Origin of the sequence: Pontibacter oryzae (genome assembly GCF_003576375.1) — a bacterium.
In the GTDB taxonomy this organism is placed as follows: Bacteria; Bacteroidota; Bacteroidia; order Cytophagales; family Hymenobacteraceae; genus Pontibacter; species Pontibacter oryzae.
The window spans coordinates 285,869-303,844 of sequence record NZ_QWGE01000005.1; the positions used below are offsets into that span (position 1 = coordinate 285,869).

Here is a 17,976-nt window from a genome sequence, read left to right on the forward strand (position 1 = left end):
GCCACAGCTTTTGCAGCAGCCTCCAGCGAAACAAATCCGGCACTTTCTGCTTTAGCTTTTAACCACATGAATACCCGAAAAAAGAAATCTGCGCGCAGGTATGTGTATGTATACATTCTGGCGTTCCTGCTGCTAATTACGGCCTGTGTGCTTCGCCCCGTAGATCGTACACCTTACCAGGAAACCGATTATTACCGGCAGACTATCAGCAACGTGCAGGAAAACGCTGCTACCATTACCCACGGCGACACACTGCAGGTGGGCTGGGCCAAGCGAAACATTACGCCGCCCGCAGGCACACCGCTGGCCGGCTACGGCAAGCGCCTTGGTATGGCCTACGACACCGTGCACGACTCGGCCTGGGTACGCACCTTTGCCTTCAGCAACGGAAAAACGGAAGCCTATTACGTAGCCCTGGATTTGCTGATCGTGCCGATGGAGGTATACGCTGAGCTGGAAAAGCAGTACCCTGCCCTGGGCCTGAAACCTGAGCAAGTATACCTCACTGCTACGCATAGCCACACGAGCTTTGGCGGCTGGGGCAAAAAGCTTGGCGTAAAGTTTATGTCCGGGAAGTATGATGCCGAACTTGTGAAACAACTTGCCCAGCAGATTCTGCAAAGTATGCGGGAGGCGCGCGGCAAGATGCAGCCAACCAAAATAGGCTACGGAAGCGTGGAGGTGCCAAGCCTGGTGCGCAACCGGCTCCTAAAAGACCCCGAAAACCCATACTACGAGGACCGCCTGCGTACCCGGGATACAGCCCTGCGTTTCCTGAAGTTTGAGCGGCCTGATGGCACCCTGGCTATACTTTCGGTGTTTGCAGCGCACCCCACCATACTTCCCTCCAAAGCCCCGGAGCTATCCCGGGATTACCCGGGCGTGCTAGTGGATGCCCTGGAGCAACGCGTGGCCTTTGCCTCTTTCTCGGCCGGAGCAGTTGCCAGCCACAGCGCCACCTACTTTCAGGGCGACACATACGAAAGCACCGAGGCCGTGGGGAACAAGTTAGCTAAACGCCTGCGCCAGCAGCTGGCCTCCGTCGAAACCGCCTATGTGTATACCTTGGGCTATGGCCGCACACCTATGCAGTTACCTGTGCCGCAGTGGCGCATTAGCAAGGACTGGAGACTGGCTCCAATCCTGTTCAACTCCGTTTTTGGTAAGCACCCGGCTTATGTAACCAGCCTGCAGTTAGGCAGCACGGTGTTCATGGGTGCACCCGCTGACTACTCCGGCGAGTACGTAGCCACCATTCGGGAGCAGGCCCAACTGCAGGGGCAGCAAGCCATTATAACAAGCTTTAACGGAGGGTATATCGGCTATATCACGCCAGAGAAATACTACGACCTAGATGAGTATGAAACACGAAGTATGAATTTCTTTGGGCCCTATAGTGGTAGCTACCTCACTGAGATCATACTTGACCAGCTTGCAAAACACAGCAACTAACTCTCCCAACTCACATAAAGTACAATATATAGCGCTGCAAAGCATCCAGAATCCTACACCATTCTTCTAAAAATCAAAAACATTGCAGCCTTTTTGGAGTTTAAAATATAGTAGGCTTTTATATGTGATGCCTGCTTAACAAGATAAACTTTAAAGCTATGGAACTAATGATGATTGATATAACAAACCTGCTCTTCCTTACTGTAATTGGGTTATACCTGGTGCTGTTAGGTATGATCTTATCTTACATTTATTATGATGCTGAATTGCGTGGCCAAAATGGCTGGCTGATTACTGGGATGGTCTTTTTATCCGGCACCCTGATTGGAACGGTGCTTTGGCTGGCCTTCAGACCGAAACTTAAACCACAGGCAATTCCTATCCGAAGCTAAAAGCCCGGATTTATACTTTCCGCAAAAGCCTTGCGCAGAAAAATGAGTATCTTGTAACTCATTTTTCCGCGCAAGGCTTTTTTTCTGAAACCCATACAGCACAATGGCAAAACAAACGGACATACTTGAAGAATCGATTTTTATACCTGTTACTCCAACCGATACCCTGCACCTGAAGCGTTTTAGCCAGCATGGGCAGGGTGCTCCGGTATTTTTAGTGCACGGCTCTATCGAGAATGGCAGGATATTCTACTCCAACTCCGGCAAAGGCCTCGCGCCATACTTTGCCCGCCAGGGTTACGATGTATTTGTGGCAGACCTTCGGGGGCGTGGCCAAAGCAAGCCAAGCATTTCTGCCGCATCAGATTTTGGCCTGAACCATACCTTAACAGAAGATTTCCCGGCATTCATCAGTAAAATAAAAGAACTGAAAGGCGATGTGCCGCAGTACTGGGCCGCACACTCCTGGGGCGGCGTACTTATGCTGGCCTACCTAGCCCGGCCCACGGTACCCGTTCAGGTGCAGGCCATGGCCTTTTTCGGCAGCAAGCGCCGCATCAGCATCCGTAGCTTTAAAAAGTTTTTTATGGTGGATGTGATGTGGAACTGGTTTGCCAAACTTACGGTGGCAGCAACCGGAGCACTCTATGCCAAAAAGCTGAAAATGGGCTCCGACAGCGAGTCGCGCTTGACGCACCGGCAAACGCATGCCTGGGTAGTGGAACAGCCGTGGCTGCATTGGCACGACAACTTCGATTATGCCGCCGCGCTGCAGCAAATGCAGTTGCCGCCAACCTTATACTTAACCGGCGCCAAAGACGACGTGCTTGGCCACCCCATCGACGTTGAAAAACTGATGCTGGAAACAGGCTGCACGCGCAGCGAGTTTAAAGTGGTAAGCAAACAAAACGGCTACCTCCACGATTATGATCATATTAATTTACTAACGCACCCCGATGCGCAGCACGATCATTTTCCGGAGGTTGTGCAGTGGTTTAAAAGCAGATCGCTTAACTTGCAACCTTCCTGCGCCATGCAGGGTCAGGAATTTGAGGAAGAAGGAAACCGGACTTCGTGAGTAGCCCGTTAACATACTAAGAAGAGCATGCTTTTAATGAAGACATTTATCAAATCGTTTCTGCTGCTGTTGTTTGCATCTGCTTTTTTAGTAGCCTGCGAAAATTGCGGCAGTACTAACATCTCGGAGCCAACACCCGAAGATGCCGAGTGGCTGGTTTACGGCACTGGCGATACGGCAACCTTTACAGACAATACAAACGATACTGTTTATTATGTTCGGACGGGAATCTATGCGCAGAGCTTGCCTGGCGAAGGGTTTTCTGTTGAAGACGAGTGCATCGAACAGATCAATACGCAGGTTACCAATGTCATTGAAGATGCAGCAGGCGCACAGCCCATCCTTGGCACGCTTATACTTAACAAACCGGATTCGCTTATCGTGAAGATCGGTGTTGGCCAGGAAACCTGGCAACTAGACCCCAATGGCATAACAGAGACGAAAGTACTCGGCGACAGCACGTACACAGACGTGTATGTAGTAGAAGGCAGCAGCACTGAACCTGAGAATGTACGCACCCTTTTCTTTAACAGGCGCTATGGCTTTTTATTTATCGAGTTTCAGAACGGCAACAAGCTTAACCTGATAAGGCTGCAGTAGGATGCCTCAGCATCACTAAAAACAAAGGCTGCCAAGTATAAAATTGGCAGCCTTTGTTTTTAGTGATGCTGAGGTGTTTCCTGGTTAATCTCCCGGAGCACCTCCAGCGCTGTGCTTACGTGCTCCAATGGTTTGGTCATGGAGTTAAAGACGTAACGCACTATACCTTCCTTATCAATAATATAGGTAACACGCCCTGGCAATAAACCCAGCTTGCGTGGCACGCCAAACATTTTCCGGATGCGGCCTCCCTTATCGCTTAATAGTGTAAACGGTAGCTTATGCACCTGCTCAAACCGTTGGTGCGACTCCACGCTATCCGAGCTGATTCCTACCACCTCGGCCCCCTGCTCCTCAAATACTTCGTACTGGTCGCGGAATTCGCAGGCTTGCTTGGTGCAACCCGGCGTGCTGTCTTTCGGGTAAAAATAAAGCACAACATTTTTCGTCCGCAACGTTTCATACAGGCGGAAAAAGCCCCCATCCTGGCGTTCAAGCTCAAAATCAGGTGCTTTGCCTCCAACCTTTATGGCTTCCTCTTTCATCTTGTTGTGTTGTTATGTCTAGATAAATAACTTGCCAACCGGCATAAAGTTATGCTGCAAAGTTAATGCCTCTATAGCTATACTGCCAAAGAAAAGCGCTAAGAATGGTTTGTGTGCCAGAAATTAAACATCTTTGCCGCTTGTTTAGCTTCTATGGCCATAATTAACCTGATAATTCCAGCGTATAACGAAGAACAGTCCATTGCCCGAGTCTTGCAAGACATACCTGTTGGCCTAGTGGATGAAGTAATCGTTGTAAACAATAACTCCTCGGATCGTACAGCTACTGTTGCATCCGCTGCCGGCGCCACTGTTTTGGATGAGCCTTCACCGGGCTACGGTAACGCTTGCCTGAAAGGCATTGCCTATGCTGCCGCCAAACCTGCTGCTACCAGGCCGGATATTATTGTTTTTATGGACGGTGACTACTCTGATTACCCCGAGGAAACAGCCAAACTGATACAGCCCATCCTGGATAACCAAGCTGATATGGTGATCGGCTCGAGGGCGCTCGGAAACCGGGAAGCAGGGGCCATGCTGCCGCAACAAATCTTCGGGAACTGGCTGGCCACTACCCTGCTCCGCCTGCTTTATGGGGCGCATTTTACTGACCTCGGCCCATTTCGGGCTATTCGCCTGGATACGCTGCTTGCACTGAACATGCGCGACAAGACCTATGGCTGGACGGTAGAGATGCAGGCAAAAGCCGCGAAACAGCACGTTAAGTATACTGAAGTTCCGGTAACCTACCGTAAGCGCATTGGCGTTTCTAAGGTATCAGGCACTATAAAAGGTACCCTGCTAGCCGGGTATAAGATTATCCTGACTATATTTAGGTACCTGTAGTCTTCAACCTACGTTAGGTGGACTAAACCATTAAGCAAGATACTTTACAGCAAGGCATGGCCACTCCTAAAAGCAGCATTTTCGGTTATTTGGCGCTCGGGGCTTCTGCCGTGGCCTATGCTGTGCTGGCCTATGCCACCCCTCGCACTGAGTTTACCCACATACTGGCTTGGTTTGCTGTGGCGTTTGCAGCCTATATCTACGTAACCCAACAGCGGTTTAACGTAGTGCATGGCTTGGCTGCGGCTGTGCTGCTGCGGATGGTTTTCCTGTTTGCGGTGCCTGCTCTATCTGATGATTATTTTCGCTTTATCTGGGATGGGCGGTTGCTGGCAGCTGGGTACAACCCTTATTTATACTTGCCCCAGCATTTTATTAGCTCAGGTGCGCCTGAGGTAGCTGGTATAAGCCGGCAACTCTTTGAGCTGTTAAATTCCCAAGGCTATTACAGTGTGTATCCTCCGGTGTCGCAAGGGGTGTTTTGGCTAGCTGTAAAGCTGTCTCCGGGCAATGTGTTAGGCAGCATTGTCGTGATGCGGCTGGTGTTGTTGCTGGCGGATGCAGGAAGCATGCTATTGCTTTGGCGCTTGCTCCGTAAAATGGCCTTGCCCGAAAAGTACGTTTTGCTCTATGCCCTCAACCCGCTTGTTATACTTGAGCTGACAGGAAACCTGCACTTTGAGGCTTTAATGATCTTCTTCTTGCTGCTGGCCCTCTATCAACTGTACTACAACCGCCACATACTTTCCGCAGTGGCTTTTAGTTTAGCCATTGGCTCTAAGTTGCTACCACTTATGTTTCTGCCATTCGTGCTGCGCAAGCTGGGCCCGCTGCGCTTCACATATTATAGCCTGGTGGTGGCGTTGGTGTTACTGGCGCAATTTTACCCGTTGCTAAACGAAGAGGTACTGCAGCATATCATCCGGAGTGTAAATTTATACTTCCAGAAGTTTGAGTTCAACGCCAGCGTATACTATTTACTGCGGTGGCTTGGTTTCCGGTTGGCAGGCTATAACATGATTGCGCTTATCGGGCCGCTTCTTTCCATCGCCACGCTTGTTACAATCCTAAGTATGGCTAGCGTGAAAAAACTTGGGTCCATCAGGCGGCTGGCCGGGTATATGGCCGCCGCGCTTAGCGTTTACCTTATACTTGCCACCACGGTGCATCCCTGGTACCTATCTACGCTGCTCGCGCTCACAGCCATGAGTCACTTTCGGTTTGCCGTTACCTGGTCCGGGCTTTCCATACTTACGTATGCCACCTACCGCACGCCTGCCTACCGCGAGGACCTTACGCTTGTTGCGCTGGAGTATACACTGGTTTTTCTGTGGTTAACCGTAGAGCTTTACCTTTATCGCCAGCGCCGCCAGCATGCCAACTTAAATGAGCCGCTCAGTAATAACTAACCACTTTTAATATGGCTAAGCATCTTCAGCACCCATATCTTGGATCGGTGCCTTCAAAAAGTCATTGAGTGGTTTAAGTGCCCTGAAACCGTCCAGTACCGTCTCCAGCAGTTTATCTGACAATACCACGTTATCTGAGAGCGGCATTACAGCATTCCAGCTTTTGAAGCGCAGGTAGTGAATTGCCGGGTTCTCTTTATCATAGCCCTTAGGAGTCGTCTTTAGCTGCTCACCCTGTATCTCCCCGAATCGCTTCCGAAAATCATCGGCTTCTACAATGGCTTTGAAGGCATCCAGGCTATAGTCTATTTCCTGCCTTACCGCCTTTAGCTCCGGCGCTGGCGGGTACCACAACCCTCCGGCCAGAAAAGAGTTATTGTTGCCCGCAAGATGCAGATAATACCCCGGAAGTACCGATTTCCTCCCGCCTTCGGCTATGTATGCGCCAAAATGATCTTTATAGGGCCGCTTATCATTAGAGAACCGCACATCGCGGTAGATGCGGTATACCAGATCCTTGCCTTGCTGCCCTCGCGCAGCCGGCTCAAAGTGCTGCATTTCCTGGAGCAGGTTACCCAAGAAGCTGAGGTGGTTTTGCCGTGCCTGCTGATAGCGTGCCTTGTGCTCGTTAAACCATTCGCGGTTGTTGTTAGCCGCCAGTTCGGCCAGGAAAGTCAGGGTGTCTTTGGATATACTTTCAGTCATGAAGGTTATGCTGTTTACTTGTTCTTCTTTTTCTAGTGCTGAAACTACGCTTACGCCGCAAAGTTTATTGTTTCGCAGATTTCATACGTATACCTTACTAGGCGCTATTCTGTTTACTATGCTTCGTTTGCTGTTTATACTATCCCTTTCGGTACTTACGGCACCCCTATGCGCGCAGCAACAGGAATTATACAGGCCCTACAGTAAAATGCGTTTGGCTGAGACAGTAAAAACGTATGAAGCGCTTGCAAAACATACAACCTGGCATAAGCTCCCCAACACAACGCTCCTGCGCCCGGGTGATGAAAGCCCATTAGTGCAGCTCCTGAAAGAGAACCTGCAAGCAATAGGTGATTTGAAGCCCGACTCATCCAGGACAGGAAATGTTTACGGCCCAGAAATAACACTGGCTGTACAGCGTTTTCAGGACAGGCATGGGTTGATAAGCGATGGAATAGTTGGCCCAAACACCTTGCGCGCCTTAAATGTATCGCCACAGCAGCGCCTATTCCAACTGCAGTTAAACCTTGCCCGCTTCGACTCTGTACTTACACGCATTTCATCGCCTTATGTCCTGATTAACCTGCCGGAATATGCTATGGTGGTGGTAGATAGCGGTAGAACAATACTCAGGTCAAGGGTGATAATCGGTAAACCGAGCCTGCCTACGTATACTATCTATTCGGAGCTGAACATGGTGGTACTGCATCCTTATTGGTACGTGCCCACTTCCATAGCCGTGAAAGAGATAGTGCCCATACTTCGCCGCAACCCTGGCTACCTTGGCAAAAAAGGAATGCGGCTCGAAAAAAGCACTGGTACTGGCTGGGTGCGCACAAACCCCTGGCGCGTGGATTGGCAGCAAGTAAACGCCTCAAACTTTGACTACCGTATTGTGCAGTTGGAAGGGGATGTTAATGAGCTCGGCCACGTAAAATTCCCGTTCCCCAACCGGCTGCCGCAATACCTCCACGATACGCCTTCCAAAGAATTGTTTCAGTACCCTAAACGCGCGTTCAGCCACGGGTGCATCCGCGTGGAGAAACCTGTGGCATTAGCCAATTACCTCCTCGAACGTGGCTCAGGGTACTCCGCGCAAAAGGTAGATAAGCTGTGGCAGCGCAACAAACCCAATCATTATATCCGGGTGAAAGAACCGGTGCCGCTGCTAATTGTATACCTCACAGCCTGGGTGGATGATCAGGGGCAAGTACAGTTTAGGGATGATTTGTATGGCTACGATGTGATACCCCAAGTACCTTTGCAAGGTGAGGCAGAAGCATTAAAAAGCCTTCCCTCTGGCAATTAATTAAATGACAGCCATACTTTGCGGCAGTATAAAGCTATAGCCAATCCTCGCCGTCCAAATCTTCGATATGGTCTATATCAGAGAGGTGCGGCAATAGCGCATAGGAAAGATGCAGCTCCTGAATATCATGGATAGTTTCCGGAAAAACGCGCTCTGTGCTCCAGTGCTTGTTCTGGAAAAGTCGGGGGTGCAGGCGGTTCATGCCGAGTAGGTAATACCCGCCATCCAGCGCTGGCCCGATCACTACATCGCTTTTCTCTAGTTTCTGATAGGCATCAAGGATTATTTTATCAGTCAGCTGCAGGCAATCGCTGCCTATAATCACCACGGAAGCATAACCTTCATCGAAGGCTGCTGCAAAGGCCGCCTGCATTTTCTCGCCGAGGTCGCCTGGTGGTTGCACACGCTTCTCATACTTGTCGTTGGGCCAAAAGTCGTTGGTATCGATGGCGTTAGTGTAGTATACCAGCTTATGCATAGGCAATGGCAGCGTTACATCGCGGGTATGCTGCAGCAGGTGCAGGTAAATTTCAAGGGCTTTTTCGGGGCCCACGCTGGCAGCCAGGCGGGTTTTAACCTTGCCTAATTCGGGGTTCCGGACAAACAAGAGCAGTAGTTTATTCTGAGCCATATACCTTCTCTCCTTTCTGCAGCCATTTACCCCAGGCTTTGGAGTAAGCGTGCACTTTAGCGGTTTTGCCTTCGCTGTTATATACAGGGTAGCCTCGGTTTACCCATTCAAAAATGCCTCCATACAGGTTCAGCACATTGGTATAACCGGCGGCTTTTAGCTTTTCGCTGACACGCTCGCTGCGGTAGCCAACAGTGCAGTATACCACTACCGGCCTGTCTTTCGGCACATCGTTTAGTTGCGCTAGCTTAAAGGTATCATAATTCACGAAGCGGGAGCCCGCAATGTGGCTCACCGCATACTCCTCTGGCTGCCTGGTATCAAGTATAAGCGGGGCGGTTGCTTCCCGGTCTATCTTGGCTTGGAGCATTGCCGGGGTAATAAACGGAACCGAGTTTTTATAGAGCCCTTTCAGCATCAGGGCATAAGCCTTGTCAGTTACCTGCCCACAGGCCTGCAGCAGAAACAACCAGCTAAATGCACCAATAAAAAACAGGCTTCTCAAATCAAAATATGCTTAAATGTGATCATGAAGTAGCGTTGGGAATATATACAGTAATGTATGAATGTTGTGTTTTATAATTATTTGCAAGGCTATACTTCGCCCATCACATACATTGCTTCTAGGGTCGGGTTCTGGCTGCCTCCTTCGGGCTCCAGGGTAATGGCAAAGGCCTGGGCTGCGCCAATCTGCTTCATCTGCTGCATAGCCGTTTGCCCGTTTAGCTGCAGCATGCCGGCATCAATCGGCTGCCCGTCTCTCAGGGCCCAAAGCTGGTACTGCTTGCCTTCCGGCGGCTCCGGAAGCTGCACAGCATCCACGTATACATGCTGCTGCTCGGGGCTCCAGTAAACCATTACGTTGGCATCCGGGTGCGACGCTACTCCCTGTAGTTTTACGGGACGGTAGTTTTCATCACGAAGCATACGCAAAAGCACCTCCTGCTGCTCCATCCGCTGCGACACCGTATTAAAGTTCTGCGCCATTTGCTGGTCCTGAGCCAATGCCACAGCCAGGCGGCTTTCCGTCTGTTTCCATTGGCTGTAAAAGTATACGCTAAGTATGCCAGACACTAAAAACAGGGTAATGCTTGCCGCAAACATCCAACGATATGGCGAACTATCCTGCGCAGGCCGCAACGGTATGGCCGCCAGCGCTTCTCTCTCCAGTGCCTCGTCCTCTACCTGCTGCATCACGCGGCTTTTAAGCGATGGGTTTGGCGCTATGGCATGTGCGTGGGCATATTGCTCCAAGGCCGCCAACGTTTCATCCAGGGCAGCGCGCACCTCGGCCGAGGAAGCGGCCATTTGTTCCACTTCCCGCATTTCCTGCGGATTAAGAGCACCTGTTGCGTATAGCTCTAAAATTCCGGACGTTATGTATTCTTCTGTGTTATTCACGCCCTTTAAACAGTTTTACTAAGGTTTTAATTGCACTGCGCGCTCTGGTCTTCACAGTGCCTAATGGTATTTGGTATTCGTCTGCTATCTCAGTCTGTGTCATTCCTTCAAAATACATCAGGTCAATAATCTGCTTCTGCTCCGGGTTTAGCTTTTCAGTTATCTCCCTTAAACCTATGTGTTCTGGCTTAAAATTATCGGAGCCCATATCGGCTCGAGGCGAGGCAGGTATATCACGTGTCTGTAAACTTACGCGGTGTTGTTTCGAGCGGATTTTATCGATAGCAAGATTTCTGCAGATGTTGATCATCCAGGTAAATAAGCGCCCTTTTCCGGCATCATAACTTTGGAAGGAGTTCCAGATTTTCACGAAGGCTTCCTGCAGCACGTCTTCGGCGGTTTCCTCCACCTTCACAATCTGCATAACTACCCCGAATAGGGTGGCACTGTACATATCGTACAATACAGACATGGCTTTTGCATCACCGGACTGTAGCCTGGCAATCAACTCTTCCTCGGTGATCTTATGTAGTTTCTGTTCTTGCAACGATTTGGGGCTTGCGACACAGGCTATAACTTCGCCTGCTCAAAATTAAGAATTTTCTATACAATTACTCTTTAACTTTTAATCGATAAAAATGTTGCTTCCTAAGTGCCTGGTTATGCGCGAGCAGCCGCACTCCCAGGCTTTCCGTATATTTACATCGCAAGACAGAAACGCTAAAACTATGGCTATTGAAACGATAAACCCTGCCACCGGTGAGGTGGTAGAATCATATACACCGCATACCACAGACCAAGTAACCGCTAAGATCGAAGCAGCGCAAGAGGCTTTCCAGGGCTGGCGCCACGCAAGTTTTGCCCAGCGGGCAAGGCTAATGAACAAGCAAGCGGATATCTTGGAAAATGAAGCAGATAAGTATGGGCGCATCATCTCTCTGGAAATGGGAAAACCATTGAAGGACAGCATTGCAGAGATAAAAAAGTGTGCCTCCGCTTGCCGTTACTATGCCCAAAACGCAGAAGGCTTTATGGCCGACGAAGCGGTACAGTCCGGTGCCTCGCGCAGCCTTATTGCTTTTGAGCCGCTAGGTGTGGTGCTGGCCGTAATGCCCTGGAACTTCCCGTTCTGGCAGGTATACCGTTTTCTTGCTCCTGCCCTGATGGCCGGTAACGTAGGCTTACTGAAGCATGCCTCCAACGTGCCGCAGTGTGCCCTTGCAATTGAGGAGATCGTGAAAAAGGCAGGTTTTCCGGATAATGTGTTTCAAACCTTGCTGATTGGCTCTAAAGAGGTGAATGCCGTAATTGAGCACCCGCATGTAAAAGCCGTTACGCTTACTGGCAGCGAAACCGCAGGCTCGAAAGTGGCCGAGAAGGCCGGGCAGGAAATTAAGAAAACTGTGCTCGAACTAGGCGGAAGCGATGCCTTTATTGTACTGGACGATGCCGACCTGGAGCAGGCCGCCACCGTTGCCGTAAAATCAAGGATGGTGAACACGGGCCAAAGCTGTATTGCTGCCAAGCGTTTTATACTGATAGAAAGTATAGCCGATGCCTTCCTGGAGAAGTTTAAGGCTAAAATGGAGAACCTGAAAACCGGCAACCCACTGGAAGAAGATGTTGACTACGGACCTATGGCGCGCAAAGACTTGGCCGAGGAACTTGCGCAGCAAGTGCAGGAATCTGTAAAGCAAGGCGCGGAAATTGTGCTGGATGGCGGCCACGAAGGCAAAGACAGCGCATACTTCAAACCCATGATCCTGAAAAACGTGAAGCCCGGCATGCCCGCCTACGACGAGGAAATGTTTGGCCCCGTGGCCGCGGTAATAGTTGTCCAGAATGAAGCCGAGGCTATTAAGGTTGCCAACGACTCGCGCTTCGGCCTTGGTGGCGCCGTCTGGACGCAGGATAAGGAGCGCGGCCTGCGTGTGGCAAGGCAAGTAGAAACCGGCGCTATGTTCGTAAACGCCATGGTTGCCTCATCCCCGGAAATGCCTTTTGGCGGGATCAAGAAGTCAGGCTATGGCCGCGAGCTCTCTTACCTCGGCATCCGGGAGTTTGTAAACCAGAAAAGCATTTGGGTAGGTGTTTAATTGTTGGTTGTTGGATTGCTAAATGGTTAAACTGATGGATTGCTAGATTGTTAGAGATGCTTTTGGAAAAGTATAAATTCATCTTGCACTTTGCTCCTTTATCTGTTTTTGCCTTCCGCTTTATTACACATGCACAATTAACCATTTAACAATAAAGCCATTAAACAATGTAACAATCAACAATCCAACAATTAACTTAACAGTAGCCGAGCAACTTATACACTACAAAGCCCGCTATTTCATGTATCAGGTGGTGCCAGTTTTCGAAAGCCACTGTGCTTGGCATAATGGTTTCGTCTAAAGTATAAACGGGCTCGGATGCATAGAAATCCGTGGGATACGTCTCGAAGGTTACGCCTACTTGCTCAAAACAGCCTTTTGCGCGGCGCATATGAAAAGCGGAAGTAACCAGTAAAATGCGCTGCCACTCTGGGTGCTGCTCTAGTAAAGCAGCTGTAAAGGTCGCATTCTCGCGGGTATTCACTGCACGGCTTTCCGTCAGGATATCGCTGTCGGGCACGCCAGCCAAGAGCAGAATGCGCTTTAGTTGTAGTGCCTCGGGCACCATATCATCCAGCATAAAGCCTTTACCTCCGGTTATCAGTATCTTCGACACTTTGCCTAATCTGTACAGCTGCAATGTGTGCAACACCCTGTCTGCGCCTTTTTTGGTATGCACCCTATCCGTAGCATCAGGGTGATAGACAGTGACGCCAGTTAATAAGACAGCCACATCATACTGCTTCACCTCTTTTACCGGCACCGGTTTAGCCTCCCAGGCACGCCAGGCGAGGTTACTGATGAACGGGTTAGAAAAGAACAGCAGCATAGCCAGCGCAGTCAGCAAACTTCTTCGCTGCCACCGTAGAGACCTAAGAAAAACGGCCAGAAACAGTAGGATCAGCACCCATACTAGGGGCATCAGCAGGAAATCAAGGGTTTTGGAAAGTATGAAAAACATGGCTCAGCAGGTCAGCCAAAGAAAGCAAAAAATCAGGAGCGTGATAGGCTACATCAGTGACAGTTTATACTTTGGCAAGGGCAAGTTAAGCACGATTGTGCGCTACGAGCAACTGCAAGCCGCTAAAAAAATTTACGCAGTACCCACAATAGCACAGATAGCAAAATGCTAAGCAGAACCATACTTGTGATCGGGGCATAAAACCGGACATTCTTTTTCTCTATCCGGATATCGCCGGGCAGGTGGCCAAACCAGCTAAACTTATCGCCGGCAAACCAAAAAATAAGGCCTACCACCACAAGTATGAGCCCGATAACTACAATAGTTTTTCCGATTGGCTGCATCTGGTAAGGTATAATTTGGGTTTGCAGCCTGTTTACCTGAAACTGGCACGCAAGCCTGCACTAAAACTAATGATATCCCAGGCCGTTAGAGATTCGTCCCGCACGGCTGAGGTCACGATCAGATCATAGGTATTTACGTCGCCGTACAAACTAAGCTCCCTGAAATGCTGGTTATTGGGCAGCGAAAAATTAATGGCTGGCCCTAAACTTCCGGTTAGGCGCAAACTGCTTGTCCACCAATAGTAATCGCTGGTTGGGTAGGCGTTAGACCAGTTTGTGGAAAACTGACTCCTGAAGTAATAGCTTAACCCCAAACCCAGGCGCAATGGCGTTAGACTTATGCCCTCCCTGATTCTAGCGTTACGAATTGGTTTATACACGCCTTTAAGGGTAAGTATGTGCAAAGCTTCATCAGCATCCAGTTTAGGCACATAACCATAAAACAGCTCAGCGTTAAGCTTATCCTTTGCAAAACTGTAACTGGGCGCAATGGCAAACATCCCGATATTGCCTGCAAACTGCACGGTAACGGCATCCGGGGCATACCATTTCCGGGCCGAAGCGGCGCCAACCTCCAGCTCCTGAGCCGTAGTTAGAAACGGTAACGTACTAAGTATAAAAGTAGATAGTATAGATTTTAATCTCATCGTGAGGGCCAGTTAAAAGGTAATTCGCTCGTAGTTGATTTTATTGCCAATAACCGTGAATTCGAGGTACTCCCGGTCATCGGCAGCGGCAGTTTGCACATAAGGCACTTTCCCGTCAAAAGGAAAAAACTCCTTAAAGCTGTGGTTGTGCCCATGCAGCGAATAACTTACATTGTACTGGCTTATCAACTGGAAATAACGCTCAGACTTTTCAGGGCCAAACTCATAGTTCTGCGGCGGGATATGAGATAACACAAAAACGTTCTCATACACCGATGAACCGATCAACTCTTTTTCGAGCCAATCCAAATCAGGCACTTGTTTATCAAACTCAATGTAGTTAGTGTTTAAAAGTATAAATTTTGAGTTCCCAATCACAAAAGAGGCATTATAGTCGCCATACATTGCCTTAAATGCCTGCTGCCCGTTGTTTACCGCATCATGGTTTCCGATAACCGCTACGTAAGGCACGCCCAGGTTTTTAAAGTCCTGATGGATAAGTTTTAGCTCCTTGGTTAGCCCGAAGTCAGTCAGGTCGCCGCCTACAAGTACAAAGTCTACATCGCCCCTGCCTCGAATGCTTTTAACCATCTCTTCGTTCTCCTTGTAAAAGCCCTGCAAATCAGCGGTCAGCACAAAATGCATGGTATCTTCTGCTGCCAAACCCAGAGATTCTATGCGGGCAATGTTTTTTCCGTTGATGTTCTTTTCATCCTCATCCAACCGGATTTCATAGGGGCTATATTCAAATTCTTCGCAGGCCTGCCCTACCAAAGCCAGCAGCAAACAAAGGGCTGTGACTACCAGGGGGCGCTTTTTGTATTTAAAATCCATAGTTTAATTGCGTAGTAACACCTGCAATACCATTTAAACCAAGCTTATGTTTCGGATTACTGTTTATGGCATGGCATTTAGTTGGCTAAGTATAATTTTATACTTCTATAGGGATGTTTATGATTTCGAATGTAAGCCATCGCTCTTTAGATATACGCCCAACTTGCTCGTAAATGCGCGGCAAAAACCGTAAATTTGAGTTTAGTATTACGTCACAAACCCCATTGCCTTGAAAGTTTGCATTGCTGAGAAACCGAGTGTAGCCCGCGAGATCGCCATGGTAATAGGCGCTAGAACCAAAAAGGATGGCTACTTTGAGGGAAACGGCTACCAGGTTACCTGGACATTTGGCCACTTCTGCACACTACGCGAGCCCGACGATTACCGCCCGGAATGGAAGCGCTGGAGCCTTTACGACCTACCAATGCTACCCGAGAAGTATGGCATTAAACTGATGAAGGATAGCGGCGTGCAAAAGCAGTTCAAGATCATAAAACAGCTGCTCGATAATGCCGAGGAAGTGATAAACTGCGGTGATGCCGGCCAGGAAGGGGAAGTGATTCAGCGCTGGGTACTAACCGAGGCCAAGTATAGAAAACCTTTTAAGCGGCTCTGGATTTCCTCGCTAACAGAGGAGGCCATTCGGCAGGGCTTTGCCCGCTTGCGCGAAGGCTCCGAGTTCGACTCGCTGTACCAGGCCGGTAAAAGCCGCGCCATCGGCGATTGGCTGCTGGGCCTCAACGCTACGCGCCTTTTTACGCTAAAGTATGCGCAGGGCCGCCAAACGCTCTCTATCGGGCGCGTGCAAACACCTACGCTGGCCATGCTGGTAACCCGCCACCACGAGATTGCCAACTTTGTGCCGCAGCCTTTCTGGGAGCTGAAAACGATCTACCGCGAAACAACTTTCTCCAGCACCAATGGCCGCTTTCAGAAGGAGGAGGATGCCCAGAAGATTATGGAGGCTATTAAGCAGGCGGAGCTCACCATTACAGATGTGGAAACGAAAAAAGGCACCGAATCGCCGCCCAAGCTTTTTGACCTCACCTCGCTGCAGATCGAGTGCAACAACAAGCTAAGCCTGTCGGCAGACGAAACACTAAAGACCGTACAGAGCCTGTATGAGAAAAAAGTAGTCTCCTACCCGCGCGTTGACACCACCTTTCTCCCCGACGATATCTACCCGAAAATACCGGGTATACTTCAGGGCCTGAGCAACTATAGCCAGGAAGTGGCGCCGCTGCTGCAAAACAAGATCCGAAAGACAAAAAAAGTATTCAACAATAACAAAGTAACCGACCACCACGCCATTATACCTACGGGCGCGGCGGCGGGTAACCTATATGGCCGCGAGGCTGATGTGTACGATATTGTTACCAAGCGTTTCATCGCTGCCTTTTACCCGGACTGTATCGTGAGCAACACCACGGTGATGGCCGAGTCTGCGGGATATACTTTTAAAGTGCGCGGCAAGCAGATTCTGGACCCGGGCTGGCGCGTGATTTATGGCGCGGATGATGTAAAATCGTCTGATACTCCGGCCAGCAAAGACGGCAAGGACGAAGAGGAAGCTGCCGGTGTGCTGCCGCTTTTCGAGAAAGGAGAGCACGGCCCACATGATCCGCTGTTGGAAAAGAAGATGACCAACCCACCCAAGGAGTATACGGAGGCAACGCTGCTGCGCGCCATGGAAACCGCCGGAAAGCAGGTAGAAGACGAGGAACTGAAAGATGCGCTGAAGGAAAATGGCATCGGCCGCCCGTCTACTCGGGCTGCCATCATCGAAACACTGTTTAAACGCCAGTACATCCGTAAGGAAAAGAAAAAAATCGTGCCTACGCAAATGGGCATAGACCTGATTGGCGTGATCCGGAACGAAACGCTTAAATCGGCTGAGATGACCGGGCAATGGGAACGCAAGCTACGCCAGATTGAAGGCGGTGAGTTTAAAGCCGAAGCCTTTCTACAAGAGCTGCAGGACTTTGTGATGAGCCTGGTGCAGGAAGTGAAGTATGACCGCGCCACCGTAACCCTGGAACCGCAGCAGGAGGAGAAGCTAGCTGGCAAAACCAAAAAGCCTAAAGAATCAAAACCAAAAACCGAAGCAGCACCGGTAAAAGGCCTTGGCCCCTGCCCTGCCTGCACTGAAGGCTATATCTTAAAAGGAGCGAAGGCATTTGGCTGCATCCGTTACAAAGAGGGCTGCCGCTTCCTGATCCCGATTGAGCAGCATGGCAAGGAGCTTACCGAAAAGCAGGTACAGGCTTTGTTAGCTAAGGGCAAAACCCCAACAATTAAAGGCTTTAAAAACGAGCAGGGCAATACTTTCGATGGCATCCTGAAATTAGGCAAAAGCATGGAACTGATGGTGGAGCAGGTAGAGAAAGCGCCGGTTAAAGATCCGTTCGCGCAGTGCCCTCACTGCAAGCAAGGTAAGCTACTAAAAGGCAAAGCCGCCTATGGTTGTAGCCGGTTCCGGGAGGGTTGCCAGTTTGTAGTACCCTTCGAGATGGGCGGTAAGCAACTCACCGATAAGCATTTTGCTGCACTGCTTTTAAAGGGTAAAACGCCGAAGATCAAAGGCTTTATTTCGCAGAAAACCGGCGAGCCTTTTGATGCCGCCTTAATCCTGAATGAGCAAGGGCAAGTTGTTTATCAGTTTTGACCCTTAGCTGCACCACGCTACAAATAGATGCTTACGTGTATAGTTGTAAACCTCTAAATAA

The 17,976-nt window shown here is 49.7% G+C and carries 19 protein-coding genes; 9 read left to right on the plus strand and 10 right to left on the minus strand.

Features of this window, described 5'->3' with window-relative positions; all coding sequences use genetic code 11:
* The first annotated feature begins 66 nt into the window (after nt 1-66).
* The 4 genes from D1627_RS15995 to D1627_RS16010 all read left to right on the plus strand — a co-directional run bounded on the left by D1627_RS15995 (nt 67) and on the right by D1627_RS16010 (nt 3,522).
* Nucleotides 67-1,452 carry a neutral/alkaline non-lysosomal ceramidase N-terminal domain-containing protein gene (locus tag D1627_RS15995; RefSeq protein WP_119433279.1) on the plus strand — a complete coding sequence of 462 codons (1,386 nt, stop codon included), beginning with the start codon at nt 67-69 and terminating at the stop codon, nt 1,450-1,452.
* 167 nt (nt 1,453-1,619) lie between these two features.
* On the plus strand, nt 1,620-1,844 hold the full coding sequence (locus D1627_RS16000) for a hypothetical protein (protein WP_119433280.1): 225 nt from the start codon (nt 1,620-1,622) through the stop codon (nt 1,842-1,844).
* 103 nt (nt 1,845-1,947) lie between these two features.
* On the plus strand, nt 1,948-2,922 hold the full coding sequence (locus tag D1627_RS16005; RefSeq protein WP_119433281.1) for an alpha/beta fold hydrolase: 975 nt from the start codon (nt 1,948-1,950) through the stop codon (nt 2,920-2,922).
* Nucleotides 2,923-2,958: 36 nt separating this feature from the next.
* The gene (locus D1627_RS16010; RefSeq protein WP_119433282.1) at nt 2,959-3,522 is read left to right on the plus strand and encodes a hypothetical protein; all 564 of its coding nucleotides are present in this window, start codon (nt 2,959-2,961) and stop codon (nt 3,520-3,522) included.
* Between the two features lie 59 nt (nt 3,523-3,581).
* Here the strand turns inward: D1627_RS16010 and D1627_RS16015 are convergent, their stop codons facing one another.
* Nucleotides 3,582-4,067, minus strand: coding sequence for a peroxiredoxin (locus tag D1627_RS16015; protein WP_119433283.1), 486 nt, complete (start codon nt 4,065-4,067; stop codon nt 3,582-3,584).
* 153 nt (nt 4,068-4,220) lie between these two features.
* On the opposite strand from D1627_RS16015, the gene D1627_RS16020 reads away from it, so the two are divergent.
* Both D1627_RS16020 and D1627_RS16025 read left to right on the plus strand, forming a co-directional pair.
* A complete protein-coding gene (locus D1627_RS16020) occupies nt 4,221-4,913 on the plus strand; it encodes a glycosyltransferase family 2 protein (protein WP_119433284.1) in 693 nt (230 codons plus the stop codon).
* Nucleotides 4,914-4,969: 56 nt separating this feature from the next.
* A complete protein-coding gene (locus tag D1627_RS16025; RefSeq protein ID WP_119433285.1) occupies nt 4,970-6,322 on the plus strand; it encodes a hypothetical protein in 1,353 nt (450 codons plus the stop codon).
* Nucleotides 6,323-6,337: 15 nt separating this feature from the next.
* On the opposite strand, the gene D1627_RS16030 is transcribed toward D1627_RS16025, so the two are convergent.
* Entirely contained in the window at nt 6,338-7,027 is a 690-nt protein-coding gene (locus D1627_RS16030; RefSeq protein WP_119433286.1) for a DUF2461 domain-containing protein, read from the minus strand.
* Nucleotides 7,028-7,241: 214 nt separating this feature from the next.
* On the opposite strand from D1627_RS16030, the gene D1627_RS16035 reads away from it, so the two are divergent.
* Nucleotides 7,242-8,336 (plus strand): L,D-transpeptidase family protein, encoded by a 1,095-nt coding sequence (locus D1627_RS16035; RefSeq protein ID WP_158607202.1) that lies wholly within the window; start codon nt 7,242-7,244, stop codon nt 8,334-8,336.
* Between the two features lie 34 nt (nt 8,337-8,370).
* Here the strand turns inward: D1627_RS16035 and D1627_RS16040 are convergent, their stop codons facing one another.
* The 4 genes from D1627_RS16040 to D1627_RS16055 form a co-directional block, all read right to left on the minus strand.
* Complete coding sequence (locus D1627_RS16040; RefSeq protein ID WP_119433288.1) at nt 8,371-8,967, minus strand: TIGR04282 family arsenosugar biosynthesis glycosyltransferase; 597 nt, start codon at nt 8,965-8,967, stop codon at nt 8,371-8,373.
* Entirely contained in the window at nt 8,954-9,472 is a 519-nt protein-coding gene (locus tag D1627_RS16045) for a rhodanese-like domain-containing protein (RefSeq protein ID WP_233555663.1), read from the minus strand. The genes D1627_RS16040 and D1627_RS16045 overlap by 14 nt, the downstream gene beginning before the upstream one ends.
* Before the next feature lie 89 nt (nt 9,473-9,561).
* The gene (locus D1627_RS16050; protein ID WP_147383348.1) at nt 9,562-10,368 is read right to left on the minus strand and encodes an anti-sigma factor; all 807 of its coding nucleotides are present in this window, start codon (nt 10,366-10,368) and stop codon (nt 9,562-9,564) included.
* Nucleotides 10,361-10,915, minus strand: a complete 555-nt coding sequence (locus D1627_RS16055) for an RNA polymerase sigma factor (RefSeq protein WP_233555664.1) — start codon at nt 10,913-10,915, stop codon at nt 10,361-10,363. The genes D1627_RS16050 and D1627_RS16055 overlap by 8 nt, the downstream gene beginning before the upstream one ends.
* A 181-nt stretch (nt 10,916-11,096) precedes the next feature.
* Between D1627_RS16055 and D1627_RS16060 the strand changes: the two genes are divergently transcribed.
* The gene (locus tag D1627_RS16060; protein WP_119433354.1) at nt 11,097-12,464 is read left to right on the plus strand and encodes an NAD-dependent succinate-semialdehyde dehydrogenase; all 1,368 of its coding nucleotides are present in this window, start codon (nt 11,097-11,099) and stop codon (nt 12,462-12,464) included.
* 196 nt (nt 12,465-12,660) lie between these two features.
* On the opposite strand, the gene D1627_RS16065 is transcribed toward D1627_RS16060, so the two are convergent.
* The 4 genes from D1627_RS16065 to D1627_RS16080 form a co-directional block, all read right to left on the minus strand.
* Nucleotides 12,661-13,425 carry a YdcF family protein gene (locus tag D1627_RS16065; protein ID WP_119433290.1) on the minus strand — a complete coding sequence of 255 codons (765 nt, stop codon included), beginning with the start codon at nt 13,423-13,425 and terminating at the stop codon, nt 12,661-12,663.
* A gap of 122 nt (nt 13,426-13,547) precedes the next feature.
* The gene (locus D1627_RS16070; RefSeq protein ID WP_119433291.1) at nt 13,548-13,769 is read right to left on the minus strand and encodes a DUF2905 domain-containing protein; all 222 of its coding nucleotides are present in this window, start codon (nt 13,767-13,769) and stop codon (nt 13,548-13,550) included.
* A gap of 32 nt (nt 13,770-13,801) precedes the next feature.
* On the minus strand, nt 13,802-14,416 hold the full coding sequence (locus D1627_RS16075; protein WP_119433292.1) for a hypothetical protein: 615 nt from the start codon (nt 14,414-14,416) through the stop codon (nt 13,802-13,804).
* Between the two features lie 12 nt (nt 14,417-14,428).
* Entirely contained in the window at nt 14,429-15,250 is an 822-nt protein-coding gene (locus D1627_RS16080; protein WP_119433293.1) for a metallophosphoesterase family protein, read from the minus strand.
* A gap of 229 nt (nt 15,251-15,479) precedes the next feature.
* Here D1627_RS16080 and D1627_RS16085 point away from each other — a divergent pair, with 229 nt between their 5' ends.
* Nucleotides 15,480-17,915 carry a type IA DNA topoisomerase gene (locus D1627_RS16085; RefSeq protein ID WP_119433294.1) on the plus strand — a complete coding sequence of 812 codons (2,436 nt, stop codon included), beginning with the start codon at nt 15,480-15,482 and terminating at the stop codon, nt 17,913-17,915.
* Nucleotides 17,916-17,976: the final 61 nt, after the last annotated feature.

Coding starts and splice junctions, on each gene's coding strand:
- D1627_RS16015 (WP_119433283.1), bottom strand. CDS start 4,067: ATGAAAGAGGAAGCCATAAAGGTTGGAGGCAAAGCACCTGATTTTGAG.
- D1627_RS16025 (WP_119433285.1), top strand. CDS start 4,970: ATGGCCACTCCTAAAAGCAGCATTTTCGGTTATTTGGCGCTCGGGGCT.
- D1627_RS16040 (WP_119433288.1), bottom strand. CDS start 8,967: ATGGCTCAGAATAAACTACTGCTCTTGTTTGTCCGGAACCCCGAATTA.
- D1627_RS16030 (WP_119433286.1), bottom strand. CDS start 7,027: ATGACTGAAAGTATATCCAAAGACACCCTGACTTTCCTGGCCGAACTG.
- D1627_RS16060 (WP_119433354.1), top strand. CDS start 11,097: ATGGCTATTGAAACGATAAACCCTGCCACCGGTGAGGTGGTAGAATCA.
- D1627_RS16000 (WP_119433280.1), top strand. CDS start 1,620: ATGATGATTGATATAACAAACCTGCTCTTCCTTACTGTAATTGGGTTA.
- D1627_RS15995 (WP_119433279.1), top strand. CDS start 67: ATGAATACCCGAAAAAAGAAATCTGCGCGCAGGTATGTGTATGTATAC.
- D1627_RS16080 (WP_119433293.1), bottom strand. CDS start 15,250: ATGGATTTTAAATACAAAAAGCGCCCCCTGGTAGTCACAGCCCTTTGT.
- D1627_RS16010 (WP_119433282.1), top strand. CDS start 2,959: ATGAAGACATTTATCAAATCGTTTCTGCTGCTGTTGTTTGCATCTGCT.
- D1627_RS16005 (WP_119433281.1), top strand. CDS start 1,948: ATGGCAAAACAAACGGACATACTTGAAGAATCGATTTTTATACCTGTT.
- D1627_RS16075 (WP_119433292.1), bottom strand. CDS start 14,416: ATGAGATTAAAATCTATACTATCTACTTTTATACTTAGTACGTTACCG.
- D1627_RS16020 (WP_119433284.1), top strand. CDS start 4,221: ATGGCCATAATTAACCTGATAATTCCAGCGTATAACGAAGAACAGTCC.
- D1627_RS16070 (WP_119433291.1), bottom strand. CDS start 13,769: ATGCAGCCAATCGGAAAAACTATTGTAGTTATCGGGCTCATACTTGTG.
- D1627_RS16065 (WP_119433290.1), bottom strand. CDS start 13,425: ATGTTTTTCATACTTTCCAAAACCCTTGATTTCCTGCTGATGCCCCTA.